Annotated in this window: 13 protein-coding genes; 2 read left to right on the top strand and 11 right to left on the bottom strand. The window is 64.8% G+C overall.

Translation table 11 applies throughout. The annotated features are described in order from the left end of the window. The first annotated feature begins 268 nt into the window (after positions 1 to 268). Together C2L71_RS01965 and ppk1 are read left to right on the top strand one after the other, a co-directional pair. A complete protein-coding gene (locus tag C2L71_RS01965) occupies positions 269 to 1192 on the top strand; it encodes a Ppx/GppA phosphatase family protein (protein ID WP_103264090.1) in 924 nt (307 codons plus the stop codon). 49 nt (positions 1193 to 1241) lie between these two features. After that, on the top strand, positions 1242 to 3953 hold the full coding sequence (gene ppk1 / locus C2L71_RS01960; protein WP_103264089.1) for a polyphosphate kinase 1: 2712 nt from the start codon (positions 1242 to 1244) through the stop codon (positions 3951 to 3953). Between the two features lie 296 nt (positions 3954 to 4249). Here ppk1 and glmM read toward each other — a convergent pair whose 3' ends face one another. From glmM to nrfD, 11 genes are all read right to left on the bottom strand, one after another. After that, positions 4250 to 5584 carry a phosphoglucosamine mutase gene (gene glmM / locus C2L71_RS01955; protein WP_103264088.1) on the bottom strand — a complete coding sequence of 445 codons (1335 nt, stop codon included), beginning with the start codon at positions 5582 to 5584 and terminating at the stop codon, positions 4250 to 4252. Position 5585: 1 nt separating this feature from the next. Further along, entirely contained in the window at positions 5586 to 6077 is a 492-nt protein-coding gene (locus C2L71_RS01950) for a phosphoribosyl-ATP pyrophosphatase (protein ID WP_103264087.1), read from the bottom strand. 317 nt (positions 6078 to 6394) lie between these two features. Continuing rightward, the gene (locus C2L71_RS01945) at positions 6395 to 10810 is read right to left on the bottom strand and encodes a DNA-directed RNA polymerase subunit beta' (protein ID WP_103264086.1); all 4416 of its coding nucleotides are present in this window, start codon (positions 10808 to 10810) and stop codon (positions 6395 to 6397) included. Continuing rightward, a complete protein-coding gene (gene rpoB / locus C2L71_RS01940) occupies positions 10811 to 14347 on the bottom strand; it encodes a DNA-directed RNA polymerase subunit beta (protein WP_103264085.1) in 3537 nt (1178 codons plus the stop codon). An 81-nt stretch (positions 14348 to 14428) separates the two neighbouring features. Further along, positions 14429 to 15262 (bottom strand): twin-arginine translocation signal domain-containing protein, encoded by an 834-nt coding sequence (locus C2L71_RS01935; RefSeq protein ID WP_103264084.1) that lies wholly within the window; start codon positions 15260 to 15262, stop codon positions 14429 to 14431. Between the two features lie 156 nt (positions 15263 to 15418). Next, positions 15419 to 15874, bottom strand: a complete 456-nt coding sequence (locus C2L71_RS01930; protein WP_103264083.1) for a type II toxin-antitoxin system VapC family toxin — start codon at positions 15872 to 15874, stop codon at positions 15419 to 15421. Further along, on the bottom strand, positions 15871 to 16188 hold the full coding sequence (locus C2L71_RS01925) for a type II toxin-antitoxin system RelB/DinJ family antitoxin (RefSeq protein WP_103264082.1): 318 nt from the start codon (positions 16186 to 16188) through the stop codon (positions 15871 to 15873). Before C2L71_RS01925 ends, C2L71_RS01930 begins: the two co-directional genes overlap by 4 nt. A gap of 126 nt (positions 16189 to 16314) precedes the next feature. Further along, positions 16315 to 18294 (bottom strand): molecular chaperone TorD family protein, encoded by a 1980-nt coding sequence (locus C2L71_RS01915; RefSeq protein WP_239926224.1) that lies wholly within the window; start codon positions 18292 to 18294, stop codon positions 16315 to 16317. After that, complete coding sequence (locus C2L71_RS01910; RefSeq protein WP_103264081.1) at positions 18281 to 18763, bottom strand: DUF4405 domain-containing protein; 483 nt, start codon at positions 18761 to 18763, stop codon at positions 18281 to 18283. The genes C2L71_RS01915 and C2L71_RS01910 overlap by 14 nt, the downstream gene beginning before the upstream one ends. Continuing rightward, the gene (locus tag C2L71_RS01905) at positions 18764 to 19123 is read right to left on the bottom strand and encodes a hypothetical protein (protein ID WP_103264080.1); all 360 of its coding nucleotides are present in this window, start codon (positions 19121 to 19123) and stop codon (positions 18764 to 18766) included. A gap of 72 nt (positions 19124 to 19195) precedes the next feature. Next, on the bottom strand, positions 19196 to 20425 hold the full coding sequence (gene nrfD, locus C2L71_RS01900) for an NrfD/PsrC family molybdoenzyme membrane anchor subunit (RefSeq protein WP_103264079.1): 1230 nt from the start codon (positions 20423 to 20425) through the stop codon (positions 19196 to 19198). Between the last annotated feature and the right edge of the window lie 15 nt (positions 20426 to 20440).

The raw sequence follows: 20440 nt of genomic DNA, 5'->3' as shown, positions 1-20440 counted from the left end.
CCAACCAGCGCATCCTTACGATCACGTGCGGATATCGGCCTCCTCATCGAGATGCGCCCAAGCTCGCCTTCCCTCGTCGCAGAATCCCGGACCGGATCAGGTTTGCAGCACGTCGGCAATGCGCACTTCGGCGGCTTTCGTCAAAATTCGGTAAAACATAATCGTCGGATTCGAAAACCCTGACCGGCGAAGGCCGCTTTTGTCTACAATGGAAAGGAAGCGAACCCGACTCGCCACGCCGATACGACCGGCCGGACAGGATGGCGCTATGCTGAACTACGGAGTGATAGACCTTGGATCGAACTCGATCCGCCTCGTCGTGTACGAGGTGAAGGGGAACGGCCCCGGAGACTGTGCGCCCAAGAGCTTCAAAAGCCTTATCAACGACAAGGTAATGGCGGGCCTGGCTGCTTACGTGTCCGACGGCGTCTTCACGGAAGCAGGCATCGAGAAGGCGGCGAGCGTGCTGCGGGGCCATGCGAAGCGCGCGCGGTACTTCGACTGCAGAAGACTCGATGTCTTCGCCACTGCCGTGCTGCGCAATGCTTCGAACTGCCAGGAGGCCGTGGACGCCATCGAGAAGCGCTCCGGGCTCTCCATCGCGCTGCTATCCGCGCAGGACGAAGCGCATCTCGGCTTCGTGGGCGCAACGTGGGACCGCACGGTGGAGCGGGGGACTCTCGTGGATATCGGCGGCGGCTCGACGGAGCTCACGCGCATTGACGGAGGACGCGACTTCGACAACGCAAGCATGGGCCAAGGGTCGCTTTCGTCATTCGCACGCTACGTGCGAGGCATCTTGCCGACCGCTACAGAGTCGGAGGCCATTGCCTGCCGCCTGCGCGCGCGTTTGGGAGCGCTTCCGGATGCGCGGGCCTATCGCGCATCGGTTCTCTACGGCATCGGCGGCAGCGTTCGCGCCGCCGCCAAGATGCAGGCGCAGGCCGCAGGCGACATCGTCCGGCCGAAATCCATGACGGCGGACGAGATTCGTGCGATACTGGAATGGTGTCATGAGGATCCCGACACGTTCGCGCACACCGCGCTCAAGGCATCAGCGGAGCGCATACACACGCTCGTACCGGGCTGCGTCATCCTCCTCGCCCTCTTCGAGGAGCTGGGCGCCGAGCGTCTTGAGATCTGCAAATACGGCGTGCGCGAGGGGTATCTCATTGAGCGCATGCTGAGCTAGCACGAGAGGGTCCGAAGGGGCACGGGGAGAGCACGGGAAGGGAGCGCCCATGGAAGCCAAGCAATCATCGATCGGCTCGGAATCGGCAGCATCATCGGATAACGCATCGAACAGCCTTGGAAGCGCCACTGGCGTCGAACGGCAGGCCGAACCCGATGGGCGATCGCCCGAAGACATCGAAAGCGCTGGGGCGCAGAAGGCTGCCCCTTACATGCAGAACCGCGAACTATCATGGCTCACGTTCAATGAGCGCGTGCTCGACCAGGGTGCCGACGAGACGGTGCCCTTGCTTGAGCGCCTGAACTTCATCTCCATCTTCTGGAGCAACCTGCAGGAGTTCTTCATGGTGCGCGTCGGCAGCCTGACCGACCTGTCGCTTGTAAAGAAGCAGATCATCGACTCGAAGTCCGGCATGACCCCTTCCGAGCAACTCGACGCCATCTACGCACGATGCCACGAGCTCTACCCCATCCAAGAGCGCACGTTCGAGCAGGTGCGCCACCTGCTCGCCGAGCACGGCGTGAATCACCTGCGCCCCGAGGATTTGACCGAAGAGCAGCGCGCCTTCCTAGCCGAACACGTGCGCAAAAATGTCATGCCGTTCCTCTCGCCGCAGATCATCAATGCGCGTCACCCATTCCCCCACCTTGAGAACGGCGCGCTTTACGTTGTCGTGCGCCTCAACGAAGAAGAGAGCGCCAAGAAGAGCAAAGGGGTTGAGAAGCCGGCCAAAACCGACAAGGCCAAGAATCTCGGCGCCGAAGGCGTGACGCTGGGCCTCGTGCCCATGCCGCGGCAGTGCGATCGCGTTATCGCGCTGCCAGAGTCCGGCATGCAGTTCATCCTGCTCGAACATGCCATCGAGATGGTGGCCGCCGAAATATTCTCGATGTACACGGTCAAGCACACCAACGTCATTTGCGTCACGCGTAATGCCGACCTCGACGCCACCGAGGGCACCGACGAAAGCGACGAGGACTACCGCGAGCACATGAAGCGCATCCTCAAGAAGCGCGCTCGTCTGGCGCCCGTGAGGCTAGAAAGCGAGCGACCGCTCTCGTCAACCGTCGGCAAGCTCCTGCTCAAGCGGCTGAACCTCAAGCCGCATCAGGTGTACTCAACCACGGTCCCGCTCGACATGAGCTACACGTTCGGGCTTCCCGGACGCCTGCCGGAAAAGAAGCGCGCACCACTGACAAACGTGCCGTTCTCGCCACAATGGCCCGCCTGCCTCGACCATAACCGTCCCGTCATCGACCAGGTGCTCGAGAAGGAAGTGTTGCTGTCGTACCCCTACGAGAGCATGGATCCCTTCGTGCAGCTTCTGCGGGAGGCGGCAAGCGACCCGTCGGTCATCTCCATCAAGATCACGCTGTACCGCCTAGCCAGCCAGTCGCACCTCGCCGAAGCGCTTATCGCTGCAGCCGAGAACGGCAAGGAGGTGACTGCGCTGTTCGAACTGCGCGCGCGATTCGACGAGAGCAACAACATCGAGTGGTCGCAGCGTTTCGAAGAGGCCGGCTGCAACGTCATCTACGGCTTCCGCGACTTCAAGGTGCACTCGAAGATCTGCTGCATCACGCGCCAGACAGAGCGCGGCTTGCAGCACATCACGCAGCTGGGCACGGGCAACTACAACGAGAAGACAGCGAAGCTCTACACCGACCTGTCGTTCATCACGACCGACGAGACGTTCGGCCGTGACGCGACCGAGTTCTTCCGCAATATGGGACTGGAGAATACCTCCGATAACTACGACATCCTCTGGGTTGCTCCGCTGCAGATCAAGCCAATGATCATCACAGGCATCGACCATGAGATCGAGAGAGCACGGGCAGGAGAGCCGTGCGGGCTCTACTTCAAGACGAACTCCGTCACCGACAAGGATGTGATCGAGAAGATCGTCGAAGCGTCGCAGGCAGGCGTGCCGGTGACGCTGTTTGTTCGCGGCATCTCGTGCATCGTGCCGAGGCTTGAGGGCTTCACCGACAACGTGCGGGTGATCTCCATCGTGGGCAGGCTGCTCGAGCACAGCCGCATCTACGGATTCGGTCCGCGCGAGAACATGAAGCTGTACCTGTCAAGCGCCGACCTCATGACGCGCAATATGGACAAGCGCATCGAGATAGCCTGGCCTATCCTCGACGACGAGCTACGTGACCAGATCGTCGGCTACCTGGATCTGTGCATGCGCGACACCGCCAAACTGCGCGAGCTCATGCCGGACAAGAGTTACACGCCTCTTGGTGCGTTCGCCGAAGAAAGCGACGACGGCGTCACAGAGCTGTTCGAGTCACAGGAGTTCCTGATCAGGCGCGCACAACAGCGCAGGCTTGAGGCTGCGGAAGAAGAGGCTTCCCGCGACGCTGCGCGTCGGCGCGCAGCTCAGCTCATGGCAGCGAACGAGGCTGCCGAGGATACCCTGGCGGTTTCAAGCACGGAGCCCGAAGTTGCAGCGCTGGATGCCGCCGCCGCGGCCGAGGCGGCGGCGCTTGCGGCAGCGCGGGCGGCCGAGGCGGCGCGCGTATCGGTGCAGAGTGCAGCATCGCCCACGACGCAGTCGCCCAAGGCGCCTCGTGCACAGAATGCATCACAGCCCGCAACGCATCCGGCGCTCGAAGCCGACGAGATCGAGCCGCCCCGAACGGGCACGATCCCGGCCAGCGCTCCAGAGCAGACGCTCGCGAAGCATCCCGCCCCAGGGGCCAAAAGCCGCAAACCGAGCCTGCTCGTGCGCCTGTTGGCAAAGTTCGTGCGCTAGGGTTCCTTGCGAGGTGATGGGAGCGCCGTCCGACACCTCCTATCCCCTCGTCCCACGCAGCCTCTGCGCTCGGAGATACGTAAAAGCATCAGCTCGGATAGCCGAACGGATCGACCAGTCATGCAACGAGGATCTTCGCGGCGCGCCCCGCGCTTTTGAGGACGCGTCGCGGATTTACACGTCACGGCGAGCAGCCCTCCGGATTTTTCGAGGGCTGCTCGCTGGAGCGCAAATAGCAAGCATTCGCTCGAGACCCGCCCTCCGAAGAGGCAGAGAGCATGGCGAGGGACGCCTTGCTAGACCTCGCGCTCGACCACGTCGGCGATGGCGCGCGCGTGGCGGTCGGCCTCCTCGGCACTCGCAGCCTCCACCATAACGCGAACAACGGGTTCGGTGCCGGAGGGGCGCAATAGTACGCGACCGGAATCGCCCAGCTCGGCCTCGGCCGCGCTGACGGCGGCTTGAACGGCTGCGTTGCCGTCGACGGCATGCTTGTCATTCACGTGAACGTTGACGAGCGTCTGCGGGAAGCGCGTCATGACCGCGGCGGCTTCGGCGATGGACTTCCCCCTGCGCCTGCATGCAGCCAGGAACTGCAAAGCTGTGACCAGGCCGTCGCCGGTGGAGTTGTATTCAAGGAAGATCATGTGGCCGCTCTGCTCGCCTCCCAGCACGAACCCGCCCGCACGCATGGCCTCAAGCACATAGCGGTCGCCCACCTTCGTTTGGACGAGCTCGATGCCCGCGTCGCGCATCGCATGGGCGAGGCCGAGATTGCACATGACCGTGGACACGGCGGTGTTGCCGGCAAGGAGTCCACGTTCCTTGAGGTCGAGAGCGCACACGGCCTCCACCACGTCGCCGTCGATCTCGTTGCCCTCGGCATCCACCAGCATCACGCGGTCGGCGTCGCCATCGTGCGCGATGCCCACATCCGCGCCAGTCGCGGCAACCAGCTCGCGCAGGGGCTCGAGATGGGTGGAGCCGCACCGCACGTTGATATCGGTGCCGTCGAACTCCTCGTTGATGACCGCGACTTCGGCTCCGAGGCGACGTAGCGCCTCGGGACTCGTCATGCACGATGCGCCATGACCCACATCGAGCGCAACTTTGAGGCCCGCGAAATCGATGCCTTCGTCGGCCACCGTGGACACGGCATGCGCGACGTAGAGCTCGCACGCATCCTCCACCGGAAGCGCCACGCCCACGGCATCGCCGGCCGGCAGCTCGTCGGCCGCCGCGCCGCCGCGCGCGACGAAGGCCTCGATCTCGTCCTCCACCGCGTCAGGCAGTTTGAAACCCTGCCCGTCGAACAGCTTGATGCCGTTGTACTCCGGCGGATTGTGCGAAGCGGAGATCACGATGCCGCCGTCGCAATGCAGCTCGCGCACCAGAAGGGCGATGGCCGGCGTCGGGATGATGCCGGCCAGAAGCGCCGTGCCGCCCATCGACATGATGCCGGCCGCCACGGACGACTCCAGCATATCGCCCGAAAGCCGCGTGTCCTTGCCGATGAGGATGGTGGTCCCCTGGAACGCCACGGCCGCCTGGCCAAGTTTGAACGCGAGGTCGCACGTGAGCTGCGTGTTGGCCACACCGCGAACCCCGTCGGTTCCGAAAAGTCGTGCCATGTTACTTTCCTCTCTCAACATGCTCTTCATACAAACGGACGCCGCCGTTGGGACGCTCGGCGTCTGTCATGCGGTTGTTGAGCTCCGCCGCGAACTCATCGAGATCAATGCCGTAGCGCTCAAGCACGACGAGCAGGTGGTACACCACGTCGGCCGCCTCATAGCGCAAATGGTCGATGGCTGCATCGTATTCGGGCGGCAGCTGTACGGCCAACTCGTCGGCCGCGCCGTCGGCTCCTGCCGCCGCAAGCGCCGCTGCCAAAGACGACGTTGCCCAGGCCTCCACGTCCTTGGCCGCAAGCGCCACCTCGCCCGCCTCCTCCATGACCTTCTTCAGCACCTCGTCGGGCGAACTCGTAAGCAAGCGATACGTGTAGCTTTCCTCTCCTGCTCCGCGCCGGCCCGCGATAGTGGCCGCAAGCGCCTCGAGCGTGGACCCGATCTGCAAAGCAGGCGCCTCCTCGCCCGAGGGTATATAGGTTTTATCGGACATGCTATCCCTTCCAAGTTGAACCCTGCCCAGCAAAAGCCGGCCTGACCGCCTCTCGCAGGTTGGGGGCCACGTCCTGCTGTCGCCGCATGGGATCCTTCGGTTTCGGCGGCTTGTGCCGCCTCCGACCAGGATTGCAGAAGACTCGCGAAGGGGCTCGCCGGACAGTGCCCACCAAGCGAGTTCCGCACGAGCCGAACAGCCCGGCGGGCTGTTCGCGCGAGCTCAGGACCGTCCGAGCGACTGGGCGTTGCCCGGCGAGCCCCGCTCCGAAGGCTCCCAACAGAGAGGGGCGCGCCTCAGCGCGCCCCCAGTTTCCGCTATTCCTCGATCTCGTCGTCTTCGGAGGCGTTGGCCGCTTCCTCGGACTCCTTCGTGGTCAGGCCGAAGCCGAGCGACCCCACCGAGCCCAGAAGCGCGTCGAGCTCTTCCAGGTTGCGCTGGTAAGAGCGGGGCGGCAGGGCCTCGCCCAGCATGTCCTCGCCCTCCGTGTTGAAGGTAGGGGGCTCGTCGCCGCCGATCAGGATGGTGTCGTCTGGGCTAAACACCATGTCGAGCAGCTGCGACATATCGTCGCTCGTGGCGGCCAAGTCGTCTTCAATCATGTACGAAAGATCATGCTCGGCCAGACCCTCCTTCAGCTCCTCGATGGCTTTCACGCCGATGCCCTCGATTCGCAGCAGATCCTCTTCGGTATGGCCCACGAGGTCGGCCACCGTCTCGATACCCGCCTCGCTGAACTTGTTGGCCCACCGCTGCGACACGCCCAAATCGTCGTAGATGTACAGGCGCGCATCCTCGTCGGACAGCTGCGGTCCGCGGCGTCCGAGCGAAAGCCCGCTGTAGTAGCTGCCATAGTTCGAACCCATGTTGAGGTAGCCGTCGTCGAGCGACCAATCCTGCGGCTGCGGCAGCAGGTCTTCGATCTCGCGAAGCGCCTCCGGGGCGAAGTCGGGCAGCGTCTCGCCCTGCACGCCCGCGACCGGACGACCCTTATAGGTGAGCCCCACCTCGTGGTAGCGCGCAAGCCCCGTACCAGCCGGGATGGGCTTGCCGATGATAACGTTCTCCTTGAGGCCGGCCAAATGGTCGATCTTGCCCTCGATAGCGGCGTCGGTGAGCACCTTCGTGGTCTCCTGGAACGAGGCGGCCGACAGGAACGAGTCCGTGGCCAGCGACGCCTTCGTGATACCCAACAGCAGCGGCTGGCCCACGGGCGGCTCCTTGCCCTCCGAGATAAGCTCGTTCGCCGCCTTGTCGAACTCGAAGCGGTTGACCTGACGGCCGGGCAAGTAGTCGGAATCGCCAGCGTCGAGCACGGCCACCTTGCGCAGCATCTGGCGCGCGATGACCTCGATGTGTTTGTCGTTGATGTCCACGCCCTGGCTCACATACACGCCCTGAACCTGGCTCACGATGTAGCGCAGCGTCGTGTTCGGATCGGTGAGGCGCAAGAGATCGTGCGGGTTCACCGAGCCCTTGGTGAGCTGCTGGCCCACCTTCACTTCGCAGCCGTCCACGACACCCGGCACCATCTGGGCACGGGCGCTCACCACGTACTCGCGGTAGTTGCCCTGCTGGTCGTGGATCGTGAGGGTCTTGGACTGCTTGTCGCCTGCGATCTGCAGCGTGCCGGAGATCTCCGCGAGGACGGCGAGGCCCTTGGGCTTGCGGGCTTCGAAGAGCTCCTGGACGCGGGGCAGACCGTGGGTGATGTCCTCGCCGGCGACGCCGCCGGTGTGGAACGTGCGCATGGTGAGCTGCGTGCCCGGCTCGCCGATGGACTGAGCGGCGATGATGCCCACCGCCGTGCCGATGTTAACCGGACGCGACGTGGCCAGATCCCAGCCGTAGCACTTCTGGCAGATGCCGTGGTCAGCGTGGCAGGTCATGACCGTGCGGATGACGACCTCGGTCACGCCGGCATCCTCCATGGCCTGAAGCTGGCTCATCGCAGTGATGTATTCGTCACCAGCCAACACGACATCGCCATTCGTGCCCACGGCGTCTTCGAGCAGGCAGCGCCCGATAAGGTTCTCGTCGAGGTCGCCCTTCTCGTTGTGCAGCGGGTAGGGCACGCCATCGGCGGTGCCGCAGTCGATCTCGCGGATGATGACGTCCTGGGCCACGTCCACCAGGCGGCGGGTCAAGTAGCCCGAGTCGGCGGTGCGCAGCGCGGTGTCGGCCAGACCCTTGCGGGCGCCGTGCGTGGAGATGAAGTACTCCAGCACCGACAGGCCCTCGCGGAAGTTCGCCTTGATGGGTCGGTCGATGATCTCCCCCTTCGGGTCGGACATCAGGCCGCGCATGCCGGCAAGCTGGCGGATCTGCTTGATGTTGCCTCGAGCGCCGGAGAACGCCATCATGTAGATGGGGTTGAACTTGTCGAAGTTCTCGGCCATAGCATCGCCAACTTCTTCGTTGGCGGCGTTCCAGATGTCGACGACCTGCTTATGGCGCTCGTCGGGGCTCATGAGGCCCATCTCGTAGTCCTCGTCGATGGCGGCGACTTTCGCATCAGCCTTCGCCAGGATCTCGGCCTTGTTCGGCGGCACGGTGGCATCGTACACCGACACGGTGACGCCGGCGCGCGTGGCGTAGTGGAAGCCCGCGTCCTTGAGGCCGTCGAGAATTGCCGGCACCCGGGAAAGCTCGTAACGGTTGCACACGTCCTCCACGAGACGGCTGATCTCCTTCTTGTTCATCTCGTAGTTGAGGTACGGGTAGTCCTCGGGCAGCACATTGTTGAACGTGATGCGGCCGATAGTCGTCTCGATGCGCTCGCCGGCCTTGTGCTCTTCGAACACGTTGTAGGCCGTAGCCACCTGCGTGTCCCTGGCAAGGCGCACCCAGATCTTGGCCTGCAGGTCGAGCTCGGCGCGGGCGTCGTAGGCGTTCATGGCGTCGTCGAAGTCGATGAACGCGCGGCCCTCCCCCTCGAAACCGTCGCGAGCGGCCGTGAGGTAGTACAGGCCGATAATCATGTCCTGGGTGGGCACGGTCAGCGGACGGCCGTGTGCCGGCGACTTGATGTTGTTGGCGGACAGCATGAGTACGCGGGCCTCGGCCTGCGCCTCGGCGCCCAGCGGCACGTGCACGGCCATCTGGTCGCCGTCGAAGTCTGCGTTGAAGGCGGTGCACACGAGCGGGTGCAGCTTGATGGCCTTGCCCTCGACGAGCACCGGCTCGAAGGCCTGGATGCCCAGACGGTGCAGCGTGGGGGCGCGGTTCAGCAGCACAGGGTGCTCGGTGATGACCTCTTCCAGCACGTCCCACACGTAGCTGGCGCCGCGGTCGACGGCGCGCTTGGCGGCTTTGATGTTGGCGGCGTACTCAAGCTCCACCAGGCGCTTCATGACGAAGGGCTTGAACAGCTCGAGCGCCATCTGCGACGGCAGGCCGCACTGGTGCAGCTTGAGCTGCGGGCCGACGACGATGACCGATCGGCCGGAGTAGTCGACGCGCTTGCCCAGCAGGTTCTGGCGGAAGCGGCCCTGCTTGCCCTTGAGCATGTCGGAGAGCGACTTCAGCGGACGGTTGCCCGGACCCGTGACGGGACGGCCGCGGCGGCCGTTGTCGAACAGGCTGTCGACAGCCTCCTGCAGCATGCGCTTCTCGTTGTTGACGATGATCTCGGGCGCGCCCAGGTCCAGCAGGCGCTTGAGGCGGTTGTTGCGGTTGATGACGCGACGGTACAGGTCATTGAGGTCCGACGTTGCGAAGCGGCCGCCGTCGAGCTGCACCATGGGGCGCAGGTCGGGCGGGATCACCGGGATGACGTCGAGGATCATATCCGTGGGCTTGTTCGTGGACTTCAGGAACGCGTCGACCACCTTGAGGCGCTTGATGGCCTTGGCGCGCTTCTGGCCTTTGCCGTTGGCGATGACGTCGCGCAGCTCGTCGGCCGTCGCGGCCAGGTCCATGGCGTCCAGCAGATCGCGCACGGACTCGGCGCCCATGCCGCCCGTGAAGTAGTCGCGGTAGTTCAGGCGCATCTCGCGGTACAGGGCCTCGTCGGGCACGAGCTGCTTCGGCTCGATCTTCATAAAGGCGTCGAACGCGTCCTGGCGCAGGGCCTTGCGCTCGTTGAACTCCTCGTAGATGTCGGCGATCTCTTCGTCGACCTCCTCGGGGCTCATGCGCTCGTCCTCGTCCACGTCGTCGACGAAGTCGTCGTCCTCGGGCACGTAGTCCGCGGACAGCTTACGCGTGGCCTCGATGAGGCGGTCACGCTCGGCGTCCAGCTCCTCAAGGTCGGCGGCCAGCTCGTCGCGCAGCTCATCGGCATCCTCCTCGCGGGCCTCCTTGTCCACCGACGTGATGATGGAACTCGCGAAGTACAGGACTTTCTCCAGCTCCTTCGGCGGGATGTCCAGCAGGTAGCCCAGGCGCGAAGGCGAGCCCTTGAAGTACCAGATGTGGCTGACCGGCGCGGCCAGTTCGATGTGGCCCATGCGCTCGCGGCGCACCTTGCTGCGCGTGACCTCCACGCCGCAGCGCTCGCACACGATGCCCTTGAAGCGCACGCGCTTGTACTTGCCGCAGGCGCACTCCCAGTCCTTCGTCGGGCCGAAGATTTTTTCGCAGAACAGGCCGTCCTTCTCGGGCTTGAGCGTGCGGTAGTTGATGGTCTCGGGCTTCTTCACCTCGCCGCGCGACCAGCCGCGCACGTCCTCGGCGTTGGCGAGGGAGATGCGCAGGGCGTCGAAATTAGTGACGTCGAATTCCGTCGTCATTTACAGCTCCTCCCCTTCTCCGATGAGGTCGTTCGTTTCGTTCGTGGTATCGCCCATCAATTCTCCCAGCTCGGCGGCGATGTTGTCGAGCGCGTTCGCCGCGTCGTCTTCTTCGGTCTTGCGCGCGTCGGCGGCGATGGCCTCGAAGAGCGCCCGGTCGGCGTCCTCCTGCCCGTCGATCTCGCGCGTCACGTCGATCGCCTGATGATCGTGGCCCTCGAGCTCCACATTCAGGCAGAGCGACTTCATTTCCTTCACCAGCACCTTGAAGGACTCGGGCACCTCGGCGGCCGGGATGTTCTCGCCCTTGACGATGGACTCGTAGGACTTGACGCGGCCGGCGGTGTCGTCGGACTTCACGGTGAGTATCTCCTGCAGCACGTTGGAGGCGCCGTAGGCGTAGAGCGCCCACACCTCCATCTCGCCGAAGCGCTGGCCGCCGAACTGCGCCTTGCCGCCCAGCGGCTGCTGGGTGATCAGGCTGTAAGGACCGGTCGAGCGCGCGTGGATCTTGTCGTCCACCATGTGGCCGAGCTTCAGGATGTAGCTCTGGCCGACCGTGATGGGCTCGCGGAACTTCTCGCCCGTGCGGCCGTCGTAGAGCCACGTTTTGCCGGTGCGGGACAGCTGCGGCACGAACTCGTCGCGCGCCTTCTCGCCATACTTGTAGTGGTTGTAATTGATAAGATTACGGTTCGCCTTCTCGATGGCGTCGGAGATCTCCTTTTCCGTGGCGCCGTCGAACACGGGCGTGGCCACATGCATGGGGCCTTCGACAACCTCTTCCGTCTCCTCCTCGTCGGACCATCCCCACTTCGCGGCCCAGCCCAGGTGGTTCTCCAAAAGCTGTCCCACGTTCATACGGGACGGAACGCCGAGCGGGTTCAGGATGACGTCGATAGGGGTGCCGTCGGCGAGGTAGGGCATGTCCTCCACCGGCAGCACGCGGGAGATGACGCCCTTGTTACCGTGGCGTCCGGACAGCTTGTCGCCCTGCTGCACCTTGCGCTTCTGAGCCACGTAGATGCGCACGAGCTCGTTAACGCCCGGGGCCAACTCGTCGCCGGCATCGCGGCTGAAGCGGCTCATGCCGATGACGCGGCCGCCGGAGCCGTGGGGCACCTTGAGCGACGTGTCGCGCACCTCGCGGGCCTTCTCGCCGAAGATGGCGCGCAGCAGGCGCTCCTCGGCCGTGAGCTCCGTCTCGCCCTTCGGCGTGACCTTGCCCACCAGCACGTCGCCCGGGAACACCTCGGCGCCCACGCGGATGATGCCGTCGGCGTCGAGGTCGGAGATCATGTCGTCGGAGATGTTGGGGATCTCGCGGGTGATCTCTTCGGGCCCCAGCTTCGTGTCGCGCGCATCCACCTCGTACTCGGAGATGTGGATGGACGTGAGCAGGTCCTCGGCAACCACGCGCTCGGACACGATGATGGCGTCCTCGTAGTTGAAGCCCTCCCACGGCATGTAGGCGACCATGAGGTTCTGGCCCAGCGCAAGCTCGCCGCCGTCGCAGCTGGGGCCGTCGGCAAGCACGTCTCCGGCCTGCACTTCGTCGCCTTTGCGAACGATAGGACGATGGTTGATGCAGCCCGACTGGTTCGAACGCTGGAACTTCGGGATAAGATACTCGTCGTATTCGCCGTCGTCGTTCAAGATGATGATGGTCTGGCCGTCCACGTAGTCCACGATGCCCGAGTTCTGGGCGACGAGGATCTCGCCGGAGTCGACCGCGATGCGATGCTCGATGCCGGTGCCCACAAGCGGCGCGTTCGGCCGCAGCAGCGGCACGGCCTGACGCTGCATGTTCGAGCCCATGAGGGCGCGGTTCGCATCGTCGTGCTCGAGGAACGGGATGAGCGAAGTCGCGACCGACGTCATCTGGCGCGGGGAGACGTCCATGTAGTCCACCTGCACGGGCGGCACCTCGTCGGGTTCTCCGAATGTGCCGGATGCGTCCTTCGTGCGGCACAGCACGCGCGCCGCCTTGTGGAACTCGCCGTTCTCGTCGAACGTGCCGAACTCGCGCGTTTCGAGGTTGAACAGGTCGTTGGCCTGCGCGATCGTGTAGTTCTCCTCCTCGTCAGCGGTGAGGTAGTCGATCTCGTCGGTCACCTTGCCGTCCACGACGCGGCGGTACGGCGTCTCGATGAAGCCGTAGGGGTTGATGCGGGCGTAGGTTGCCAGCGAGCCGATGAGGCCGATGTTCGGACCTTCAGGCGTCTCAATGGGGCACATGCGGCCGTAGTGGGACGTGTGGACGTCTCGCACCTCGAAGCCGGCGCGCTCGCGGGACAGGCCGCCGGGGCCCAGAGCTGACAGGCGGCGCTTGTGCGTGATGCCAGCGGCGGGGTTCGTCTGGTCCATGAACTGGGACAGCTGCGAGGAGCCGAAGAACTCCTTGATGGCCGCCACGATGGGGCGGATGTTCACGAGGCTCTGCGGCGTGATCTCGTCGGGCTCCTGCATACTCATGCGCTCGCGCACGACGCGCTCCATGCGGGACAGGCCGATGCGGAACTGGTTCTGGATGAGCTCGCCCACCGTGCGGATGCGACGGTTGCCGAAGTGGTCGATGTCGTCGGTCTGGACGCCCTCGTCGCCTTCGTGAAGCGCAACGATGTACTGCATCGTGCGCACGATGTCCTCGTCGGTGAGCGTGGACGCCTCGTAATCCGGGTCGAAGCCGAGCTTCTTGTTGATCTTGTAGCGGCCAACCTTCGCCAGGTCGTAGCGCTGCGGGTTGAAGAACAGGCCCTCGAGCAGCGTCCGGGCGGAGTCGATGGTGGGCGGCTCGCCGGGACGGAAGCGCTTGTACAGCTCGATGAGCGACTCTTCCTTCGTGGTGGCCGGATCGCGGTCGAGCGTGCGCAGCACCATCTCGGAGTTGCCAAGGAGCTCGATGATCTCCTCACGCGTCTCGGCCAGGCCGAGGGCGCGCACGAGCAGCGTTGCCGGCTGCTTGCGCTTGCGGTCGATGCGCACCGACAGGATGTCGCGCTTGTCGGTTTCGAACTCGAGCCATGCGCCACGGCTGGGGATGACCTTGGCGTTGTACAGGGTCTTGTCGGACGCCTTGTCACGCTCGGAGGCGAAGTAGACGCCCGGCGAGCGCACGAGCTGGGAGACGACGACACGCTCCGTGCCGTTGATGATGAACGTGCCGCGCGGAGTCATGAGCGGGAAGTCGCCCATGAAGACGTCCTGCTCCTTGATCTCGCCCGTCTCGCGGTTGATGAAGCGTATCTCGACGAAAAGCGGCGCCTGGTAGGAGACGTCCTTCTCCTTGCATTCGTCCACCGTGTACTTCGGCTCGCCGAACTCGTGCTTGCCGAACTCCACGCACATGTCCTTGGTGTTGTTCTCGATGGGGCTGATGTCTTGGAACGCTTGCGCTAAACCTTCGCCCTTGAAGAACTCGAAGCTGTCCGTCTGGATGGCGATCAGGTTGGGGACGTCCATGACGTCCGGAATCTTCGCGAACGAGCGTCGATCCCTGTAAAGCCTGGTCTGATCAGTCGTTTTTCCTTGAGCCACGAGGCTTTTCCTCCTTCATGTGCACCCGCAAAATTGCGAAAAAGTCGCAAGTTCCGAAAATACACGCGGAGCGGAGCCAAGTCAAGAAAAATTTTTACGAACTGTGGGGATTTGCTGTTGATTCTTGTGTTTAGCTGGGACGATGAGGCGGAAAATTTTTGGTTGCGGAGGGGGTTTCGGACCTGCGGGACGGCCGTCGCACGCGCCGAAGGGTCCGGCGCTCTGCAGTCCTGCTCGCACGGAACGCCCGCTGGGCGTTCCGGCTCGTGCGGAACTCGCGCCGGACCCTTCGGCGCGTGCGACGGCCTCATGCTTGATGGAAAACCCGCGAATCGCATGCGGGGCCGATGCGCCGCCTTCGGCGGCGGGGCTTCGCCCGTCCGTCCCGGGGGGGGGCGGCATCGCTGCGCTCGCCTTTTGCGGAGCCGTGCTAACAGATGCAGAACGCCGCGTACAGCGGCACGCTCTTGATGCCCCCTTCGCAACCGAAGTGCCGCCCTCGCGAGTGAGGGAGTAGTTTTCGCTCGGATGCGTATCCATGGTGTAGAACACGTAGTCGCCATTATCCTGATACTGCTTGATGCGATCGCAGATGGCGTCTTGAAGTCCGATGGCGCGTTCGTTTCTACCCAGCGAACCGTCGACGAAGTCAACCTGGTAGTCCACAACCACCAGCACGTTCTTCACTTGCACCTGCGCATCTTCGATGGCAATCATGCGCGGTTCGACGTACGGCGTCAGCTGGGGTTGCCCCACATAGCCGCCGGAAGCACCGTCGGTCGCATCGCCCTCGGCAGCACCCGCCGACTGGCAGCCTGCAAGCCCGGCGACGCCCACCGCCGCCGCAGCCAGCGCCGCGCCCCGCATGAACCCCCGCCGCGTCAAGCTCTCCTCAAGTTTCGGCATCTCGTACATCGCATCTCCTTCGTTTGAAAGCTTCCGGTTCGAAATCATCGTAGCCGGCCGGCTTTTCGCCGTGCTTTCCGGAACGTTAAAGATGCGCGTCGATTCGTTTACCGAAGCGTTTCGCGCATGACGACATGCGCGTCGGCCAAGCTAGATGGCAAGCCCTCACGTTTCAGGCCAGTCGATCGTTTCGTATTCGAGATCGTGGGGCCGGTAGATATCCGCGAACTCCTGCGGGGCGAGCGCGGGAACGGGAGATTTCGCGAAATCCCGTTTGTTGCGCGTCACAATGAAGTCGACGCCGTGGCGATAGGCGGCCCAGGCGATGAGGTCGTCCTCGAAATCTCCCTTGCCCTTTTCATGCGCCAGCCGACAGTCCGTCGCAGTCACGTCGAGCAGCTCGAACATGTCCATGATCTTGCCGAACGCCGCATGGGCCTCCCGCTTCGACATGATCTTGCGCGCCGAGAGCAAATATACAATGGAAGGGGCCATGGGCGTGGTGATGCATGCCCCGAATCCGCGATGAAGCGCGATGTCAACCGCCTGAAACGAGCTTTCGAAATCCTCGGACGAATCCCACAGGTCGATGATGACGTTCGTATCGAAGAGGACGTTCATACGCGCACTCCTGGGCGATGTTTCCGAAGCAGGTGCTCGCGATAGGCGTTCCGCGTGTCATCGAACGCATCGTTACCCTCGAAGCTGCGGCCGAGGCAAACGAACTCGCGCAGGGCGGCGCGCTTGGCCTCAGCCTCACCTCGATCACACGCGCGCACGCGCGCGAAGTCGGGAAGCTGTTGGGTTTCCCCCAGCTCGCGAAACAGGTCGCGAATGAGCTCGGAGGCGCTCACGCCCTCCCGCTCGAGAACCTGCATGCCCCGCTCCTTGAGATCTTCGGGCAAGCGCACGTTCAATGTTGCCACCGCCGCCATGGCGCACCTCCTTGGCTCCACTGCTTCCTATTCGACACTGTACCAGGTTGCATTACGTAATGCAACCTGGTAATAAGAGCCGCTGAAAAGGGAAGCGCGCCGCCCGCAACCGCAGGATGCGAGCTTTCAGCACATCGCCCCCAGGTAGGCGGCGGCGTCGCGGTAGAGGGGCTCGCGGGCCTCCTTGGCCACGCGCTTCGCGAAGCGGGGCAGCCAGACGCGGGCGTGCTCCTGGAGGAACTCGTCGTAGGCCGCCTCGGGCGAGCCGCCGGGCAGATCGGCGTCGGCGGGCGCGCCCTCGGGAGGCTCGGCGCCAGCGACGCGCAGGGCCAGGTGCTCAAGCAGCTCGCACTCGGCATCCACGCGGTCGAGCGGGTCGTTCGTGCCTTCCGGCCGACCGAGCCCGCATGCGCGCATGAAGCGCTCGACGTCCATGGAATGCGGGTTCACGAACAAAAGCGGCTGAACCCCGTCGTCGACCGCGCGCCACACGCCCTCATAGGGCGATACCGCAGGCTCGGGCGCGCCCACGAACAGGCGCGTAGCCTCGACGCGCAGGTCGTGCAGAAGCGCCTCGGCCGAGGAGCGGGACGCGTCCCCGCGCCCGGCGCATCCGCCGGGCCCCTCTCCCCAGCCCTCCGGCAGGCGGAGGCTCAGAGCAGCGGCCACCTCCTCCGCGGCCTCGGCCCATTCGCCGGACGAGACGGCCTGGGCCAGGACCTCGTCCGGATAGCGGAACGTAAGCGCGAGCAGCTCCCAGGCCGTCGCGCGTGCGCCCCAGATTGCTTCGTTTCCCATGTCAAGGCCCCTTTCAGCCACTTCGAGCTTCAATTCGCGGACGGCGCACCCGTCGGCGGTGCGCTCAATCACGTTGTACGACAACGCCGGCAGCACGGGAAGATCGCCGATCGCCCCCAAGCCGTCAGGATGGAAGAGGAGGCTTCCGTCCTGCTCGTCCCGTTCGTAGGGCACCCCCAAGGCGACGAAGCGCTCGCCGACGCGTGCCGCGTCCCCATCGAACACCTTCGCGGCCTTGTAGAAGAAGTCCTCGCCATCCAGCTCGAACAGCCTCTCGTCGAGCCGCACGACGGCATTCTGCCGATACACCTGCCCGCGGTTCTTGTTCTCCAGCGAACAGTAATGCACCCCGAGCGACAGCCCCTCGTCGAGCGCGAACTCCAGCAGCTCGAGGCACAGAAGCTCGCTTCCCGCGATGGGCAGGCCGCCGGGATAGCTGTAGTCGTAGGCCACGGGGAACGGCGGATTGCGCACCTCGAACCCGCGGGAGCCGAATGCCTCCCAATCGTGCATCGGGTAGCCGAACTCGAGCAGGTTGATGCCGAACGCGCCGATCTCGTCGAGCCGTGCGAGCAGCCGCCGCATCGCGTCGTCGGTGCCGGGAATGGCAGGCATCTCAACCATCACGTCGGGGACGAAGCGCTTCGCCAGCGCGAGCTTTCCCACGGCGCCGTCGATGATCTCGACGGCGGATTCGAGATCGCGCACGTCCAGCTTCACGCTCATGCGAAGCTCCCGCAAGCCGGCATCGCGCAGCTCGGAGAGCACCTCCTCGTCCAGGAAATCGCCCGCCGTGTAGAGGCGCACATGCGCGCCCGGATGCCGCGTGTGGACGTAGCGCACGAACTTCACGGCTTCCCGGCGATGCAGCAAAGGCTCGCCGCCCGTCAGCCCGACGTGGGTGACGCCGCCGCACTCCTCGGCGAAGGCGTCCACCTCGTCGCGCCAGCCTCCCGTCGACGAACACGCCTGGTCGTCGGACCGCTGGTTCTTGTTGAAGCAGAAGTAGCAGTCGCGGTTGCACTGCAAGGACAGCGCGAACGTCTTGCTGCCGAGGTCGTTCGAGCACGCTTCGCACGCCGATGAGAGCCTGCCGGCCACGATGCTCGCGCCGCCGTTGCGAAACGTCGCGCCCTTGTCGCGCAGGCGGCGCCGCGCCGCCCGGACGCTCTCCTCGTCGGCGTAGGCCGGGGGGAAGTCGACGCCCGTCGCCCGCAACCCGTCGAGGTACTCGCGCTCGATCGCGCCGTACTCCTCGAGCCATGCCCGAAGCGTCGGGCGCTCCTCCAGCAACCTAGCCGCGTTCATCGGCCTCCCCCGCCTCTCGCGCTGCGCGAACCGCGCTCGCCTTGCCCCCTCGAAGGAAATTGTACAGCCATTTCCAGTGCGCCACCACGTGGACCAGCAGCAGCGCGAGAAGCACCTTCGCGGAGATCGCATGGAGAGGATCCCAGAAGTAGTATCCGTCGGCATACAGCCCCAGAGCCGGCAGCACCGCTCCCGACACGAGGATCCCCGAAACCGCCGTCGTCATCAAAGCGGCCAGCGTCAGCGCATCGAGAACGAGATTGCCCGTCCGCGCGGGCGACGGGCGCCGAACGAGGCCTGCGAAGGTCTCGACGACCCAATCGACGTGCATCGCGCAATGGACTATGAATACGACGAACAGCCCGAGGCTCGCCCATTCGTGCAGGCCGATCCCCGTCCAGGCGGGGTTCGCCACCAGGGCATACACGGCGAGGGCGACCACGTCGACGACAAGGCGCTTCCCGTCCATCTACTTCACCTTCTTCACAAGCAGCACGAGGCCGACCACCAGCGCCACGGGCAAAAGCAGCCACACGTTCATGCTGGCTTCTGAGGGCTGATAGTAGCGCGTGGTCAGCGTGTCCCAGGCATGGCATTCCACGCTCGCGCACGCTGCCTCGGGACACGTCATCTCATGGACGCCGTCCGGCTCGGGCACGTCGTCGAACCCGTGGCACGACCCCGAAGCGCAGCCTGCCGCCGGACAGGGGGAGCCGGCCTCGATGGGCTTCGGCAGGCCCGCCGACGGATCGGCAACGACGCCCGCGAGGAGCACGCACGCGCCCACGACCAGGAACGCGAGGACCGTCACAAGGGTTTTCTTCATCATGGCCTTCCTTCGCCGAGTCTTCGGAAAGGACGCCGGAGGGAGGGATCGGCGCCCTTTCGAAGAGGAAGCGCGCTAGTTGGCGCCCTGAACCGACGAGAGCGGCAGGAACTTCAGGCCCACGAGCACGAGGAGCACGCCGAGCGACAGCACGCCGAGAGCGAGCCCGACCTCGGGAAGCGTGGGCGCGTAGACCATGCCCTCGTAGGCGCCGGCCAGACCGACGCCCCAATCGCTCGTCACGGTGAAGGGGGTGACGAACGTGGCATAGTCGAGCGAGGGAACCTGGAAGCCGCCCACGACCAGCTGCATGCGCTTGCAGAACACGCCCGCGACCGTCAGCAGGCCGGCTGCAACGAGCAGCGGGCTCGTGCGCAGCTTCGGCACGAAGCACACCACGGCGGCCAGCGCGCAGCCGACGATCTGGATCCAGAAGAACGGCGCCAGCTGTCCCGCGACCAGCATGCCGACGATGCCCGCGCCGGAACCCCCCGGGAACCCTTCGGTGACAAGGTCGCACGCGAAGAAGAACAGGTCCACGCACACGAACGCCCCCAGAAGCTTCGCCAGCCTCGCGACATGCTCCTCGCGGACATCCACGTAGCCCGTGCGGCGCAGCGCGATGGCCAGCACCAGCACGAGGGCCGCGCCGCTCGCCAATGCCGAGGACACGAACCACGGCGCCAGCAGCGCCGTGTTCCACAGGGCGCGGCTCGGCATGAGGCCGAAGATCCAGCCGTCGACCGCGCACACGACGAGCGCCCACAAAAGCACGACCGCCGACACGATGCGCAGCGCCTTCGCGCTGGCCTGCCGCTTCTCGGCACGCAGCAGCGTCCACAGGTACACGACGGACAGGATCAGGTACACCGAGAGCACGATGATGTCCCACATGAGCGGCGAGCTGAGGTTGGAATAAGCGAACAGCTCCCACAGGCGCAGGGGCTGGCCGAGGTCCACCACGACGAAGCCGATGGCGAGCACCGTGCTGCAGATGGGAACCCATGCGGCCATCTTCGCGATGCCGCCGAAGCTCTCGAAGCCGAACGCGCGAGGCGAAGCGGCCACCACCATGCTGCCTACCGAGAGCCCCACGAAGAACATGAACAGGGCGATGTTGATGCCCCAGGGGGCGAAGTCCCGCATGGCGGTGTCCATGAAGCCGCCCGCCAGCTGCATGCCCCACAGCACGAGGCCGACAATGGTGACCGCTGCAGCCGCCGCGATGCCTATCGTGAGCCCTCTGCCCCCGAATGTGGCAGCAGGAGCCTTGGCGGCCTTCGCCGCCGTAACGTTTTCAGACATGATGTTCTCCTTCTT

This window comes from Enteroscipio rubneri, from assembly GCF_002899715.1.
In the GTDB taxonomy this organism is placed as follows: domain Bacteria; phylum Actinomycetota; class Coriobacteriia; order Coriobacteriales; family Eggerthellaceae; genus Enteroscipio; species Enteroscipio rubneri.
The sequence above is the reverse complement of the archived record's forward strand: the minus strand, read 5'-3'. Positions and strand labels throughout refer to the sequence as shown.

What these genes read in the sequence shown, in the direction of transcription:
- C2L71_RS01965 (WP_103264090.1), top strand. Translation starts at nt 269, where the DNA reads ATGCTGAACTACGGAGTGATAGACCTTGGATCGAACTCGATCCGCCTC.
- ppk1 (WP_103264089.1), top strand. Translation starts at nt 1,242, where the DNA reads ATGGAAGCCAAGCAATCATCGATCGGCTCGGAATCGGCAGCATCATCG.
- glmM (WP_103264088.1), bottom strand. Translation starts at nt 5,584, where the DNA reads ATGGCACGACTTTTCGGAACCGACGGGGTTCGCGGTGTGGCCAACACG.
- C2L71_RS01950 (WP_103264087.1), bottom strand. Translation starts at nt 6,077, where the DNA reads ATGTCCGATAAAACCTATATACCCTCGGGCGAGGAGGCGCCTGCTTTG.
- C2L71_RS01945 (WP_103264086.1), bottom strand. Translation starts at nt 10,810, where the DNA reads ATGACGACGGAATTCGACGTCACTAATTTCGACGCCCTGCGCATCTCC.
- C2L71_RS01935 (WP_103264084.1), bottom strand. Translation starts at nt 15,262, where the DNA reads ATGTACGAGATGCCGAAACTTGAGGAGAGCTTGACGCGGCGGGGGTTC.
- C2L71_RS01930 (WP_103264083.1), bottom strand. Translation starts at nt 15,874, where the DNA reads ATGAACGTCCTCTTCGATACGAACGTCATCATCGACCTGTGGGATTCG.
- C2L71_RS01925 (WP_103264082.1), bottom strand. Translation starts at nt 16,188, where the DNA reads ATGGCGGCGGTGGCAACATTGAACGTGCGCTTGCCCGAAGATCTCAAG.
- C2L71_RS01915 (WP_239926224.1), bottom strand. Translation starts at nt 18,294, where the DNA reads ATGAACGCGGCTAGGTTGCTGGAGGAGCGCCCGACGCTTCGGGCATGG.
- C2L71_RS01910 (WP_103264081.1), bottom strand. Translation starts at nt 18,763, where the DNA reads ATGGACGGGAAGCGCCTTGTCGTCGACGTGGTCGCCCTCGCCGTGTAT.
- C2L71_RS01905 (WP_103264080.1), bottom strand. Translation starts at nt 19,123, where the DNA reads ATGATGAAGAAAACCCTTGTGACGGTCCTCGCGTTCCTGGTCGTGGGC.
- nrfD (WP_103264079.1), bottom strand. Translation starts at nt 20,425, where the DNA reads ATGTCTGAAAACGTTACGGCGGCGAAGGCCGCCAAGGCTCCTGCTGCC.